The organism is Streptomyces sp. NPDC001070, from assembly GCF_053598835.1.
Map to the genome: position 1 here is coordinate 134,243 of NZ_JBSFLB010000018.1, position 14,190 is coordinate 148,432.

Here is a 14,190-nt window from a genome sequence, read left to right on the forward strand (position 1 = left end):
CCCGATCAGGTGGAGCCGATGCGGCAGCGGGGGCAATCCGGCGCTGCGTTGCCGCCGGAAGCGCCGATGATGCCGACCGTGGCCTGATGAACGCCCACCACCCGCGCGCGCCGGGCCTCGACGGTCTGCGCGCACTGGCCGTCACAGCCGTCGTCGTGTACCACGTGCACGACGCGTGGCTGCCGGGCGGCTTCCTGGGCGTCGACCTCTTCTTCGTGATCAGCGGTTACCTGATCACGAGCGTGCTCGCCGCCGACCGCTGGCGGGGCGGGAGGCTGCGGCTCCGCGTGTTCTGGAAGCGGCGGGCACTGCGGCTGCTGCCGGCCCTGTGGCTGGTACTCGCGGCGACCGCATGCGCCGCGACGGTCGTCGGCGGGGACGGCCGCCGGGATCTGCGGGGAGCGGTCACCGCCGCCCTCACCTACCGCAGCAACTGGTGGCAGCTGGACCGGCACGACATGTACTTCGCCCGGGTCGGGGCCGAACCGCCACTGCGCCATCTGTGGTCGCTGGCGGTGGAGGAGCAGTTCTACGTGGCGTGGCCGCTGCTGCTGTGGGCGGTGATGGCGGTGCTGCGCCGGCAGCGGTGGCAGACGGCGTGCGCCGCGGTGCCGGCCGCGGCGTCCTTCACGGCCATGGCGCTGCTGTACGTGCCGGGCACGGATCCCTCCCGGGTGTACTACGGCACCGACACGCACGGCGGCGGGCTGCTGCTGGGCGCCGCGGTGGCGCTGGCCCTCCCGCTGTCCCGGGCCGGGACGCTGCGCCGGGCGGGATACGTCCGGGCGGTCGACGCGCTGGGGGCGGCCGGGCTGGCCCTGCTCGCCGCCGCGGCCCTGCTCGCGTCGGGCACGGGGCCGTTCGTGTACCGGGGCGGGCTCGTGCCGGTGTGCCTGGCCGCGGCGGCGCTGACCGTCGCGGCGTGCGGCCCGGGACGGGTGGCGGGCGCCCTGTCCCGCGGGCCCCTGCCGTGGCTGGGGCGGCGCTCGTACGGCGTCTACCTGTGGCACTGGCCCGTGCTCGCGTGCCTGGTCAACGCCGCCCCGGAGGCGCTGGGTTCACCGGTCGCCCGGGTCGCCTGCCTCGTGCTGCCGGTGGCGCTGGCGGCGCTGTCGTTCCGGTTCCTGGAGGAGCCCCTGCTGCGGCTCGGCGTACGGGGCTACGCGGAGCTGTGCAACGAGCGCCTGCGCCGGGCGTGGCGGCTGCGTCCCCGCGTGGTCGCGGCGGCATCGCTGGCGGGCGCGGCCGCGGCCTGCGTCGCCTGGGTGGGCGTGCTGCGGGCCCCCTCCGGCGGCGGACTGCAGGCGCAGATCGCCTCGGGCGAGCGGGCGGTCGCGGCGGCCCCGGTCGTGGAACGGCCGCAGGAGTCGCGGGTCGCAACGGGCGCCCAGATCACCGCCGTGGGCGACTCCGTGATGCTCGCCGCGGCCGACGCGCTACGGCGGCGGCTGCCGGGGATCGCGGTGGACGCGGTGGTGGGCCGCCAGATGAACGCGGCCCCCGGCGTCCTGGAGGGTCTGCGGGACTCCGGCCGGCTGCGCCGCGTGGTCGTGGTGGGACTCGGCACGAACGGCGACTTCACCGGCGAGACCCTCGACCGGATCGTGCGCATCGCAGGCCCGCAGCGGAGGGTCGCGTTCGTGGACGTCCAGGCCCCCAGATCATGGGAGCCCCGGGTGAACGCCGCCCTCGCACGGGGTGTGCGCGAACACCCCGGGGCCATTCTGGTGAATTGGCGGGCGACCGTCTCCGGGCACGCCGAACTGCTCTGGGGCGACCGCATCCACCCGCGCCCCGAAGGGGCGGAGCTGTACGCGGACACGATCGCCGCCACCCTGGGCGCCATTCCTGACGGCGTGTCGCCTGGTACAGCGTCACCTGACTGAGCGTCGGCCGGCGCCGCCTCGAGCGACTGCGACCGTCGAGATCCTCTGACTTCCCGTCACCCGTTTGACGAGCTCTTCACATTTTTCTGACGTCGCCCCGGGTACGCCTTCCACCTGGGACAACGCTGTTCCGGCCGAATTCCTGATGCCCCGTCCGGCCGAAGGCGTGTGCCGTTTCCGAGGTGCGTGAAGATCCCCGCCCTCGTGCCATGGATCTCAAGGACGCGGTCGCAGTTCGTGTCGAGGGAAAGCCAATCCCTCCTGCCCCGTCCCGCAAGGAGGTTCACCCCATGCGTGGTTCACGCATTCTCGCAGCGGCGACGATGACGGTCGCGGCCGTCGTCCTGCCAGCATCAACTGCGTTCGCCGTTCCTGACCCGCAGACCATTCCGCCCGGCGTCGCCGCGATTCCGGGGCAAGTCGTCACCGTCACTACCGCGTCCGACAGTTGCCCCAGCGGCGTGGGCGTGTTCCTCAGTGCGCCCGAACTGGGGGTGCCGACGCCGGGTGTCGAACTGACCGAGACCACCCAGACGAACCCGGCCCGGCTGCGCTACAACCTGACCGTTCCTCTGGGCACTCCCTCCGGCACCTACAACATCAGGCTCTCTTGCGAGGGCACCAACGGCGCCACCGCTAGCACGAACCTCGTTGTCGGTGCCGTCGGCGCCTCGCCGAGCCCGAGCTCGGCAAGCAACGGCCGTGACGGAGAAGAGGGCCGTGACGGAGAGGGCCGCGGCAACGACGACGACCACGGCCGCGGCGACGACGACCACGGCCGCGGCGACGACGACGAGCACGGCGGCTACGGGCGCGGCCACGGCGGCGGCCACGGCGGCTACGGCGGTTACGGCCGGGGTGACGACCGGTGCGAGTCGTGGTGGGGCGAGAAGGGCGACGACGACTACGGCCGCGGCGGCGGCGGCGGTTACGGCGGCGGTCGCGGTGGCGACGACGAGGGCCGTGGCGGCGACAACGGCGGCCGTGGCGGCGACAACGGCCGTGGCGGCGACAACGGCAACGACGAGAACGGCGGCGGCAACAACCGCGGCAACGGCAACGGAGGCGAGAACGGCAACCGCGGCAACGGGAACGGCGACAACAGCGACCGCAGCGGCGGCCAGGACCTGACGACGCAGAGCTTCGACACCTCGTCCGACGACGGCCGCAACATGGACGACTCGTGGGGCGGCAAGGGCGGCGACAACGGCGGCGGCTACGGCCGCGGTCACGGCAACAAGGGCTGCAAGGGCGGCGGTCACGGTGGTGGCGGCGGTTACGGCGGCGGCGGTTACGGCGGCGGCAACGGCGGCGGCGGTGGCGGTGGCGGCGGCAACGGTGGCGGCCCCGACACCGGCTTCGGTGGTTCGATGGGCATGAACACCCCGGAGACCCTGGTCGGCGCCTCGCTCCTGGCCGCCGCCGCGGGTGGCGGTGTGTACCTGCTGCGCCGTCGTCGGATGAACGGCGGCAACGCCTGATCGTCGCGGACCTCCGCGACACGGGAACACCCTCCTGCCCCCGGGCCGCCCGCGCGGCGCCCGGGGGCAGCCCCGTCAGCGGAGGCGGGAGGCGGACGGGAGGCGTCCGCCCGGTGAACGGACGCACGAAGCGGATGATCCCTCTCCCCCACCCCGGCCGTGGATGGCATCATGACCGATCACATCGGCACGGCGCACGGACACGGAACGGCGGGAACCACGGGTGACCACGGGCGAGGCGCAGGACACGGCGGTGCACGGCGGTACCGCCGGCCCGGCCCACGACAGGCGGCGCGCGCAGCGCGGCTGGTACTTCTACGACTGGGCCAACTCGGTCTTCTCCACCAGCGTGATCACGGTCTTCCTGGGGCCGTACCTCACCGACATCGCCGAGACCGCCGCGGGTCCGGACGGCTACGTCCACCCGCTCGGGATCCCGGTCCGGGCCGGGGCGTACTTCGCGTACGTGGTCTCCGCCTCCGTGCTGCTGTCGGTGCTGGTGATGCCGCTGGCCGGGGCGATCGCCGACCGGACGGGGCGCAAGAAGGCGCTGCTGGGGGCGTTCGCCTACCTCGGCGCCGCGGCGACGACGGCGATGTTCCTCGTGACCGGGGACCGCTACCTCCTCGGCGGCGCGCTGCTGATCCTCGCCAATGTCGCCTTCGCGGCGTCCATGGTCCTCTACAACGCCTTCCTCCCGGAGATCGCCGAGCCCCACGAGCGGGACGCGGTCTCCTCGCGCGGCTGGGCGTTCGGCTACGCGGCCGGCGCGCTGATGCTGGTGGCCAACCTGGCGCTGTTCCTCGGCCATGACGCGGTCGGTGTCTCCAAGGGCATGGCGGTGCGGATATGCCTGGCCTCGGCCGGCGTGTGGTGGGCCGCCTTCACGCTCGTCCCGCTGATGCGCCTGCGCGACACCGCGCCGGGCGCGGCGTCGGCCGGGCGCGCCGCCAAGGGCGGGGGCTCGCTCCGCCAGGGCTGGCGGCAGCTCGCGGACACCCTCAGGGACATGCGCCGCCATCCGCTCACCCTGGCCTTCCTGTTGGCGTACCTCATCTACAACGACGGCATCCAGACCGTGATCTCCCAGGCCTCCCTCTACGGCTCCGAGGAATTGAAGCTGGACGAGACGGCACTGATCGGCGCGATCCTGCTGGTGCAGGTGCTCGCCGTGTTCGGCGCGCTGCTGCTGGGCCGGCTGGCCGCACGGTACGGTGCGCGCCGCACGGTGCTGGGCTCCCTGGTGGCGTGGACGCTGACGATCGGGGCCGGCTTCTTCCTTCCGGCCGGCGATCCGGCGGCCTTCTACTGTCTGGCCGCGGCCATCGGCATGGTCCTCGGCGGCAGCCAGGCCCTGTCGCGCTCGCTCTTCTCGCACCTCATCCCGCGGGGCAAGGAAGCCGAGTACTACTCGGTGTACGAGGTCAGCGACCGGGGAACCAGTTGGCTGGGGCCGCTGCTGTTCGGCCTCACGTACCAGCTGAGCGGGAGCTACCGCGACGCGATCGTCTCGCTGGTGGCGTTCTTCGTGATCGGCTTCGTGCTGCTGGCGCGGGTGCCGATGCGGCGGGCGGTGGCGGCCGCGGGCAATCCGGTCCCCGAGACGATTTAGTGCAGGTGGGTGCGGCGCGGTAGTGTACGCCGTTGGCCGTCGGACGGACCGTTACTGCGCGCCAAAGATAGCAGAACGCAGGGTGACATCTCCCGCTAGATGTGACAAAACGGGCGTCGATGGGTACAAAAAGTGGCGGCACGACGGGCGACGCACCTCCCGATACGGGAATCTTCACCGCCGACCGGACGTTGACCGGATGACGACGACAGCGACACCTGTCCTGTGGGCGACACAGCCCGGGAGGCACGATTCATGAGTGAGCGAGCTCTCCGCGGCACGCGACTCGGGGCGACAAGCTACGAGACCGACCGCGGCATCGATCTGGCACCGCGCCAGACCGTTGAGTACGCATGCCGGAACGGACATCGATTCGAGATGCCGTTCTCGGTGGAGGCCGAGATTCCGCCGGAGTGGGAGTGCCGCGCCTGCGGCCAGATCGCGCTCCTGGTCGACGGAGAGGGCCCGGAGGAGAAGACGACCAAACCCGCGCGCACGCACTGGGACATGCTCATGGAGCGGCGCACGGTCGAGGAGCTGGAGGAAGTGCTGGCCGAGCGGCTGGCCGTCCTGCGCTCCGGCGCCATGAACATCGCGGTGCACCCGCGCGACAACCGCAAGACCGCCTGACAGAAGGAAGCGGGCCCGTGAGGGGCGGGCCCGGTCATACGTGCGCCCCGGGCGAGCGTGGCCTCAGTGCCGCGGCCCGGGGTTTTCGTTGTCCCGTTCCGGGTCGCGGTCGACGACCTCGCCCTGGATGACCTTGCCGTCCGGACGGTGGATCCGCATCTGCTGGTCGGCGGCGCGCGCCTGGGCGAAGAGGTCCCCCAACGAACCCTGCTCGTGCGTGGCCGCCGCCCGGCGGTTCAGCGCCCGGCCGCCCGCCCTGGTCAGCAGCGACCGGGTCGGGGGGAAGAGGAACAGCAGCCCGATCACGTCGGAGATCAGCCCGGGCACCATCAGCAGCAGTCCGCCGACCATGATCGGCGCCGCGCCGCTCCCGCCGTTCTTGGCGCTCCCCCCGCCGGAACCGCCCCGCTCCGGCTCCCGCTCCGGGCCCCCGGAGCGCATCGCGGCGTTCAGCGCCCGCCAGGCGCTGCGACCGGCGTGCCGTACGGCCAGCGCCCCGCACACGAAACCCGCCACGAGCAGCAGGAGGACGGTCAGCCCGCCGGCGGCCTCGGCCACGAGCATGAGCAGCCAGATCTCCAGCAGCGCGTAGGCGGCCACGCCCAGCGGTATCCACGTCCCGGCGCGCGGGCGCCGACGCGGGCTCGGGCGTGAGCCGCCCGGTTGCCGCGGACCGGCCGGCGGCGGGGAGCTGATCGTCATACGGACCATTGTGCCTGCTCCCCGCCGGGGCCCGGAGGGGCCGGTCAGTCCCGGCGCCGCCCGGCCGCCAGCCGCTTCACGCGCGAGCCGACGCCCCAGGCGGTGACCCGCCACAGCGCCTCCACGACGATCTCGCGGCTCATCTTGCTGTCGCCGCGCTCCCGCTCGACGAAGGTGATCGGGACCTCGACGACATGGAAGCCCGACTTCACCGCGCGCCACGCCAGGTCGACCTGGAAGCAGTACCCCTGCGAGGCCACCTCGTCCATGCCCAGGCCCTGCAGGGTCTCCTTGCGGAACGCCCGGTAGCCGCCGGTGACGTCGCGCAGCGGCACGTCGAGCAGCAGACGCGAGTAGGTGCTGCCGCCACGGGACAGGAACTCCCGGGACTTGGGCCAGTTGACCACCCGGCCGCCGGGGATCCAGCGCGAGCCCAGCACCACGTCGGCGCCCTTGAGCGCGGTCAGCAGCCGCGGCAGCTCCTCGGGCTGGTGCGAGCCGTCGGCGTCCATCTCGACGAGCACGCCGTAGCCCTGCTCGATGCCCCAGCGGAAGCCCGCCAGGTAGGCGGCGCCCAGACCCTCCTTGCCCTTGCGGTGCAGCACGTGGACGTGGTCGTCGGAGGCGGCCAGCTCGTCGGCGAGCTTGCCGGTCCCGTCGGGGCTGTTGTCGTCGGCGACGAGGATGTGAGCCTCGGGCACGGACGCCCGGACCCGGGCGACGATCGGCTTGACGTTGTCGGCCTCGTTGTACGTCGGGATGATCACGAGAACCGTGCCGAGCGGCCCGAATGTCCTCCCCTGGGCTGCACCATGGGTGACCCCACCGCCATCGCTCACTGCTGCTCCTTCGTCTCTGTACGTCCCCGCCTGCCGAGCACGATCGCCGCGGCACAGGACAGGAGGCCCACCATAGCGAGGGTCCATTCGGGAGCGGAGCCGACGCGGTCCGCGACCGTCAGATCGTCGCGCAGGGGCAGCCGCGCGCTGAGCACGTCCTGCGTGAACTCCTCGGTGCGCTGCTCGATCCGGCCGTCCGGGGCGACGACGGCGGTGATGCCGCTCGTCGCGGCCGTCACCACCGCACGGCCGTGCTCGACCGCCCGCAGCTGCGACATGGCCAGCTGCTGCTCGGGCTGGCCGGTCCGGCCGTAGGTCGCGTTGTTGGTCTGGATGATCAGGGCGCGGGCGCCGGCGGTGACGGTGTCGTGGACGATCCCGTCGTAGGCGACCTCGAAGCAGATGACGTCACCGAGCTTCGCCGGGCCGATCCGCAGGACGCCGCTGCCCGTGCCGGGGTAGAAGTCGCGCGGGACCTGGTCGAGCCGCTTGATGACCCTCGTGAGCTGCTTGCGGAAGGGCACGTACTCGCCGAAGGGCACCGGGTGCTGCTTGGTGTAGTGGGCGCCGGGGCCGGTCTCCGGGTCCCAGACGATGCCCTCGTTCTGGACGTGCTCCGCGTCCGGGCCGTCGACGAGGGCGCCGACGAGGACGGGGACGCCCACGGCGCGGACGGCCTTGGTGATCAGCGCGTAGGCCTGTGGCTCGGCGAACGGGTCCATGTCGGAGGAGTTCTCCGGCCAGATCACCAGATCCGGCTTGGGGGTGCGGCCCGCCTTCACGTCCTCGGCGAGCTTGAGCGTCGCCTCGACGTGGTTGCTGAGGATCTTCAGCGGCCGGCCGAGGAAGTGCATCCCCGGCTGCTGGACGTTGCCCTGCACGATGGCGACCCGGACGGTGTCGTCGGCCTTGGTCGGCACCGGCACCGCGTAGCCCGCGGCGAAGGTCGCGACGGCGAGGACCGCCGCCCCCGCGGCGGGCGCGAAGCGGCGCCGGCCGAAGACGACCGGGCCGGTGCGCAGCAGCCACACGGCGACGGCGGCCGCGGCCAGCAGCGAGCCGCACAGCGCGACGGCGAAGGTCACCAGGGGCGCGCCGCCCAGCGCCGCGAGGGGCGTGAAGGGGGTGGTGGTGTTCGCGAACGCCAGCCGGCCCCAGGGGAAGCCGCCGAACGGCAGCCGGTCCCGGGCGAGTTCCTCCGCCACCCACAGGCAGGCGCCCCACAGCGGCCAGGCGCGCAGCCGCGACGTGACGGCCAGGCCCGCGCCGAGCACGGCGATGAACGCCGCCTCGATCGCCGACAGGCCCACGACCGCGTCCCAGCCGATGACCCGCAGCCACAGCAGCAGCCACACGAAGAACGGCAGCCCGAAGGCGAAGCCCAGCCACGCGCCCTGCCCGGCGGTACGGCCCCGCGTCAGCAGTGCCAGCCCGGCCACGGCCGCGATCGACAGCGGCCACACCCCGTACGGGGGGAAGGCGGCCGCCAGCGCCAGGCCGCACAGCGCGGCGAGCGCCGACCGCCGCGCGTGCCGGCGTACGGCGCGCGCCATGCGGACCGCACGGCCGGGCGCCGGGGCGGGGGGCGGCAGCGGTTCTTCTGACGTCGCCGGCGGAGCGGCCGGGGCCGGTGCGGCGTCGGAGCGCGGTCGCAAGGTTGCGGCCTTCCTGCAGGTGGTCACTGTGTGAGAGTGACCGTACCCCTAACGGCCCCACCTGCGGACCCCGGGCGGGCAAAGCCTCCGACGGTGGAACCTCCCGCCGGGCGGATACGCCTCGGACGGGGCCGCTCGTGCGCCGGGGAGGGCTCGTGCCGGTGCTGCCCGGACGCGGGTGCGCCGGCCTTCGCGGCGGGCGGTCCCGGTCGGATGGCGGGGGACTGCTCGGGGCCCGGAACGCCCTTCGGGCCGACCTGGGACCCGCTGGCTGCGGATCGGCGACAAGGCCGTTGTCTACTGGGCGTCCGGGCCCCTCCCGGGTCACACCTGCCGACCGGGCGGAGCCTCACGACGAGGCGGACCGCGTTCCGTGCCGCGAGCGCTGGACCTGGCTTCCAGTGGCGCGCGCCTGTGGCGCGACGCCCCCTGGCCCAGCTGCGGCCGTCGGCGCACGGAAATCCGGTCGGACGTCCGGTGGTGGACCCGGCCGAACCTACTCGCCCCCGACCATCGCCTGTCAACAGCCGCTTGACCTGCGCGGATTGACCAAATCAGCAGGTCAACGCGAGGCCGTGGAAAGTTCCACGCCATCCCGACGGAGAACCGTTCGGGGCATCAGCCGTTGACCCGTCACTCGTTCGGCCGTGCGAAGACCGTACGGCCGCCGACCACCGTGCGCAGTGCCGTCGGCAGCGGGAGCCCGGGGGTGAGCTCGGGCAGACCGGGGGTGCCGGAGCGCGGGTCGGTGGACCAGTTGGCGACCCGCTCGTCGGGGGCCTGGACGACCAGGTCACCGGCCCGCCACAGCACGTAGTCGGCGGGGGCGCCGGGGACGAGGACGCCCGCCTCGTCGCGGCCGACGGCACGCCAGCCGCCGCGGGTGTGGGCGTTGAACGCGCCGCGCACGGAGATGCGGTGGTCCAGGGTGCGGTGGAACGCGGCGGCCCGCACCGTGCCCCAGGGGTCGAGCGGAGTGACCGGGCTGTCGGAGCCGAGGGCGAGGGGCACACCGGCCCGGGTCATGGCGGCGAACGGGTTGAGGGTGCGGGCCCGCTCGGCGCCGAGCCGCTGGGCGTACATGCCGTCCTCGCCGCCCCAGGCGGCGTCGAAGGCGGGCTGCACGGAGGCGACCAGGCCCAGCTCGGCGAAGGCGGCGACGGTGTCCTCGGTCATCATCTCGGCGTGCTCGACGCGGTGCCGCAGCGCGCGCACCCGGTCCAGTCCCACCCGGCGGGAGGCCTCGCGCACCCCGTCGGCGACCGCGGCCACGGCGGCGTCGCCGATGGCGTGGAAGCCGGCCTGGACACCGGCCTCGGTGCACAGGGCCACGTGGTCGGCGATCGCGGCCGCGTCCAGGTAGGCCGTACCGGTGCTGCCGGGGGCGTCGGTGTACGGGGCGTGCAGGCAGGCCGTACGGGAGCCGATGGAGCCGTCGACGAAGAGGTCGCCGCCGGCGCCGACGGCGCCCAGGTCCCGGATCCGGTCGAGGTCCTCGGGGCCGGTCACGGCCTCCGCCCAGTAACCGAAGACCCGCGGCCCCGGCTCCGCCTCGGCGAGCCGCAGCAGCGCGGTGAGGTCGTCCTCGGAGGAGATGTCCGGGCCCGCGCACTCGTGGACGGCGCCGATGCCCAGGGAGGCGGCGTGGGCGAGCGCGGCCCGCTGGGCGGCAGCGCGCTGCTCGGGGGTGACGGCGGCGTAGGCGGCGCGCCGGACCGCGTGGTGGGCGTCGCGGGTGAGCGGCCCGTCGGGGTGGTGGCCGGCCATCGCCTCGACGCCGGGGACCAGCGCCAGCAGGGCGGTGGTGACGGCCGCGGAGTGGACGTCGGCGCGGGTCAGGTACAGGGGGCGGCCGCCGGTCGCCGCGTCCAGCTCGGCGCGGGTCGGCGGGCGCTGCCCGGGCCAGCGGCTCTCGTCCCAGCCGTGGCCGAGCAGCACCCGGTGGCCGGGGTTGGCGTGCGCGTACGCGGTGACGCGGGCGAGGGCGTCGGCGAGGTCCCGGGCGGGGGCCAGGTCGAGGCCGGTGAGGGCCAGGCCGGTCGCGGTGGTGTGCACGTGGGCGTCGGTGAAGGCGGGGGTGACCAGCGCCCCGGCGAGGTCGATCACCTCGTCGACGCCCGCCGCGAAGGAGTCCGCGGCGCCCTCGGAACCGACCCAGGCGACCGTGCCGCCGTCGACGACCATGGCCGTGGCGAAGGGGTCGGCGGGGCTGTAGACGTTGCCGCCGCGCAGCAGCACGGTGCGGCTCGCGCCGGATCCGCTGGTGGTGGGCTCGTTCGTGGTGTGCGGCACTGGGTTTCGCCTCGCGATGTGATGTTGGGTCCGCCCTGGGCCCCGGTGGGGGCGAGGGGACGGGATGGTGCGGTGGGTCGAGGCCGCGGGGGGCCTCAGACGCGCGGTGGGCGCGCCTCGTACGGCGTGGAGAGGACCACCGTGGTGCGGGTGGAGACCCCGGCCAGGGTGCGGATCTTCGCGAGCAGGTGCTCCAGCTCGATCGGGGTGGCCACCCGGACCTTGAGGATGTAGTTCTCCTCGCCCGCCACACTGTGGCAGGCCTCGATCTCGGGCACCTCGGCGAGCCGGTCGGCGATGTCGTCCGGGGCGCTCGGGTCGAAGGGCTTGACCGAGATGAACGCGGTCAGCGACAGCCCCACCGACTCCGGGTCCACGAGCGCCGCGTACCCGCGGATCACACCGCGCTGCTCCAGGCGGCGGACGCGCTGGTGCACCGCGGAGGTGGACAGGCCGGTGGCCTTGCCCAGGTCGGTGTAGCTCATGCGCCCGTCGGCCACGAGAAGTTCCACGATCTGCCTGTCCAGCTCCTCCACAGCGCAAGAACCTACAGGGTCCGCAGTCGTGGGCGGTATCCGGCCGTCCGCTCAGGGCCAACGGCGCCGTGCCGGTCAGGCGCAGATGCGGATGCAGAGCAGGCAGGTGTCGTCGCGCGGGTTGGCCGGGCCGAGGGCGTGGGTGAGCACGGCGGCCACCGTCGTGCAGTCCTCGGTGGCGACCCGCTCGGCGACACGGGCGAGGTTGGCGAGGCCGGAGTCCAGGTCCTGGCCGCGGCGCTCGATGAGGCCGTCGGTGAAGAGGAAGAGCCGGTCCCCGGGGCCCAGCCGGGTCTCGGACAGGGCGTACACGCTGTCGCGGCCGGCGCCGAGGATCCGCCCCTGGGGCCGCTCCAGGTACTCGGCGCGGCCGTCGCGCAGGTGGAGTATGGGCGGGTGCCCGGCCTGCGCCCAGGTGAGGACGCGGTCGCCGGGCCGGTAGTGGGCCAGGACCATGGTGGCGGTGGCGGACCCGGTGTTCATGAGCACCTGGTTGAGGCGCTCCAGCACGCGGTGCGGGGGCGTGCCGCTCAGGGCCATGGCCTCGGCCCCGTAGCGGAGCTCGGCCATCGTCGCGACCGCCTCGACGCCGTGGCCGGCGACGTCGCCCACGCCGAGCAGCACCGAGTCGTCGGGGAGTTCGGCCGCGGTGAACCAGTCGCCGCCGATCTGGATCGTGCTCTCGGCCGGGAGGTAGGAGATGTCGCAGCTCACGCCGCCGTCCAGCTCGAAGGGCTCCTCGGGGACGGGCAGCAGGGCGCGCTGCAGCCGCCGCGCGAGGATGTGCTCCGCGTTGAGGGTCCGCTGCTGCGAGCTGAAGGCCCGCTGGGCCTCGTCCAGCGCGATCTGGCCGTGGCGCAGGGCCGTCAGGTCCTGGAAGAAGCCGTGCACCATCACCGGGGTGCCCTCGGCGTCCGTGACGGCCTCGCCGACCATCCTCAGGTGGCGGGTGCCGTGTTCGGTGCGGATCCGGAACGGCACGTCCACGGACCTGCCCTCGCCCAGCAGCGCCCGTACGGCGGTGCCGACCACGGGCAGGTCGTCGGGGAAGAGGTGCTGCGGCAGCTCGTCGAGCGGCATCGGCCCGAGCTCCGGGTCCCGGTCGAAGACCGTGTACACCTGCGGTGACCAGGACAGGGTGCCGCCGACCAGGTCCCAGTCGGCCCATCCGAGGTTGCCGAGGTGCTGCAGCCGGCGCAGCCGCTCCGCCTCGCGGTCCGCGGTGTCGTGCCGGACCCAGGAGACGACCAGGGCGTCGCCGAGGCGTGCCGCGTTCACGGAGTACGTCGAGCTGCGCGGGACGCCTGCCGCGACCTCGTGGTACTCGAAGGGCTCGCTCTCGTAGGGCTCGCCGGTGGCGAGCGCGTCGAGGTACCCCTGCCACAGCGGGGTGCCCGCCACGGTCGGGTAGCACTCCAGCACGCGCAGCCCGGCCAGCTCGCGCCCGGTACGGCCCGCCACGTCCACCGAGGCCGGCGCCGCCGCCTCGATGCGGAAGTCGGTGACCTCGCCCTCCAGGCCGCGTACGGGGACCAGCAGGACGGCCGCCTCGTACAGCGTGTCGAAGACGGCCTGTACGGTCGCCGACCACGCGGCGGCGGGCGCGGGTGGCAGGCAGCCGGCACACGCCCGCGCGGTGGCCGTCAGCAGGGCACGGTCGGCGGCGCCGAAGTCGTCGGGGCGCTCGCGCAGGAAACCGGCAACGCCGACGACGTCGTGGCCCCGGTTCAGCGGCAGCCACGCGCGAGAGGCCCACGTGCCGGGGCGGTCGCCGAGAAGCGCGCGGTCGGCGCCGTCCTTGTCGAGGCCGGAGAGCCAGACCGCCCGGCCCAGCCGGGCGGCCTCCACGGGCGCCAGCCCGGACAGCGGCGGCACGTGGCCCCACGCGGAGGCGGTGCCCGCGTCGACGCCGGCGTGGGCGACCAGGTCCAGTCCGCCCGCCGGTGCGCCTGCGTAGAGCAGGACGGCGTCGACGCCCGCCGTCTCCCCCAGCTGCTCCACCAGCAGCCCGGCCAGTTCCTCCGCCGTACCCACTGCGGCGAGCACGCCGCCCAGTCCCCGCGGGCCGGGTGCGGCACTGCCGTGCCGGGACATGTACCGGGACGAGGTGAAGACGGAGCGGAGGTCACCGTCCCGTGCCCCGGGTGCGGCATCTGCCTCGGCCTCCGGCTCCACGCGCGGTGCGGGGCGCAGCGCGCCGGAGGCGTGGATGTCACCGAGCAGCGCCCATGCCTCCTCCAGCACGGTGCGCCCGGCACGGTTCGCGCGCCGCTCCAGTTCCTCGTGCGCGGCGCCTGGCGCCAGCGCGAGGCGTTCCATGAGCACGCCCTTGGCCCGTTCCACGGCGGTCCGGCCAGGTGCGGCGAGCCGCTGCTCGTCCAGTTCGGCCCGCAGCCTGGCCACGGTGCGAGCCAGCTGGTCGGCCGCGGATCGCTCTTCCGGCCGGCCACCGGACGCGGAAACGGCTCCGTCGTGGCTCACTCTGTGAGCATCGCACAATCCCCTCACGGGAGAGGCGCCCGGCGGGGGCGCTGTGCGGCACGGGGCGGCGCCGGTT

At 74.1% G+C, this 14,190-nt stretch carries 10 protein-coding genes; 4 read left to right on the forward strand and 6 right to left on the reverse strand.

What is annotated here, in order from left to right; all coding sequences use genetic code 11:
* The first annotated feature begins 86 nt into the window (after positions 1-86).
* From ACWDAS_RS22765 to ACWDAS_RS22780, 4 genes are all read left to right on the forward strand, one after another.
* Positions 87-1,886, forward strand: a complete 1,800-nt coding sequence (locus ACWDAS_RS22765; RefSeq protein WP_450393785.1) for an acyltransferase family protein — start codon at positions 87-89, stop codon at positions 1,884-1,886.
* 290 nt (positions 1,887-2,176) lie between these two features.
* A complete protein-coding gene (locus ACWDAS_RS22770; RefSeq protein WP_450393787.1) occupies positions 2,177-3,367 on the forward strand; it encodes a hypothetical protein in 1,191 nt (396 codons plus the stop codon).
* 223 nt (positions 3,368-3,590) lie between these two features.
* Positions 3,591-4,979, forward strand: a complete 1,389-nt coding sequence (locus tag ACWDAS_RS22775) for an MFS transporter (protein ID WP_450393790.1) — start codon at positions 3,591-3,593, stop codon at positions 4,977-4,979.
* A 255-nt stretch (positions 4,980-5,234) separates the two neighbouring features.
* Positions 5,235-5,609 (forward strand): RNA polymerase-binding protein RbpA, encoded by a 375-nt coding sequence (locus tag ACWDAS_RS22780; protein ID WP_450393793.1) that lies wholly within the window; start codon positions 5,235-5,237, stop codon positions 5,607-5,609.
* A 63-nt stretch (positions 5,610-5,672) separates the two neighbouring features.
* Here ACWDAS_RS22780 and fxsA read toward each other — a convergent pair whose 3' ends face one another.
* The 6 genes from fxsA to ACWDAS_RS22810 form a co-directional block, all read right to left on the reverse strand.
* The gene (fxsA, locus tag ACWDAS_RS22785; RefSeq protein WP_450393796.1) at positions 5,673-6,311 is read right to left on the reverse strand and encodes an FxsA family membrane protein; all 639 of its coding nucleotides are present in this window, start codon (positions 6,309-6,311) and stop codon (positions 5,673-5,675) included.
* 44 nt (positions 6,312-6,355) lie between these two features.
* Positions 6,356-7,150: a polyprenol monophosphomannose synthase gene (locus tag ACWDAS_RS22790; protein ID WP_450393799.1), complete on the reverse strand. Its 795-nt coding sequence runs from the start codon at positions 7,148-7,150 to the stop codon at positions 6,356-6,358.
* Positions 7,147-8,805, reverse strand: coding sequence for an apolipoprotein N-acyltransferase (gene lnt, locus ACWDAS_RS22795; RefSeq protein ID WP_450393802.1), 1,659 nt, complete (start codon positions 8,803-8,805; stop codon positions 7,147-7,149). The genes ACWDAS_RS22790 and lnt overlap by 4 nt, the downstream gene beginning before the upstream one ends.
* A 633-nt stretch (positions 8,806-9,438) precedes the next feature.
* Positions 9,439-11,097 carry an amidohydrolase gene (locus tag ACWDAS_RS22800; protein ID WP_450393803.1) on the reverse strand — a complete coding sequence of 553 codons (1,659 nt, stop codon included), beginning with the start codon at positions 11,095-11,097 and terminating at the stop codon, positions 9,439-9,441.
* Between the two features lie 95 nt (positions 11,098-11,192).
* Positions 11,193-11,633 carry an Lrp/AsnC family transcriptional regulator gene (locus ACWDAS_RS22805; protein WP_431963055.1) on the reverse strand — a complete coding sequence of 147 codons (441 nt, stop codon included), beginning with the start codon at positions 11,631-11,633 and terminating at the stop codon, positions 11,193-11,195.
* Positions 11,634-11,708: 75 nt separating this feature from the next.
* Positions 11,709-14,114 (reverse strand): SpoIIE family protein phosphatase, encoded by a 2,406-nt coding sequence (locus ACWDAS_RS22810; RefSeq protein ID WP_450393807.1) that lies wholly within the window; start codon positions 14,112-14,114, stop codon positions 11,709-11,711.
* Positions 14,115-14,190 lie beyond the last annotated feature (76 nt).

Bases quoted from the DNA above. Each gene is read 5' to 3' on its own strand.
- ACWDAS_RS22765 (WP_450393785.1), top strand. From the start codon at position 87: ATGAACGCCCACCACCCGCGCGCGCCGGGCCTCGACGGTCTGCGCGCA.
- ACWDAS_RS22770 (WP_450393787.1), top strand. From the start codon at position 2,177: ATGCGTGGTTCACGCATTCTCGCAGCGGCGACGATGACGGTCGCGGCC.
- ACWDAS_RS22780 (WP_450393793.1), top strand. From the start codon at position 5,235: ATGAGTGAGCGAGCTCTCCGCGGCACGCGACTCGGGGCGACAAGCTAC.
- fxsA (WP_450393796.1), bottom strand. From the start codon at position 6,311: ATGACGATCAGCTCCCCGCCGCCGGCCGGTCCGCGGCAACCGGGCGGC.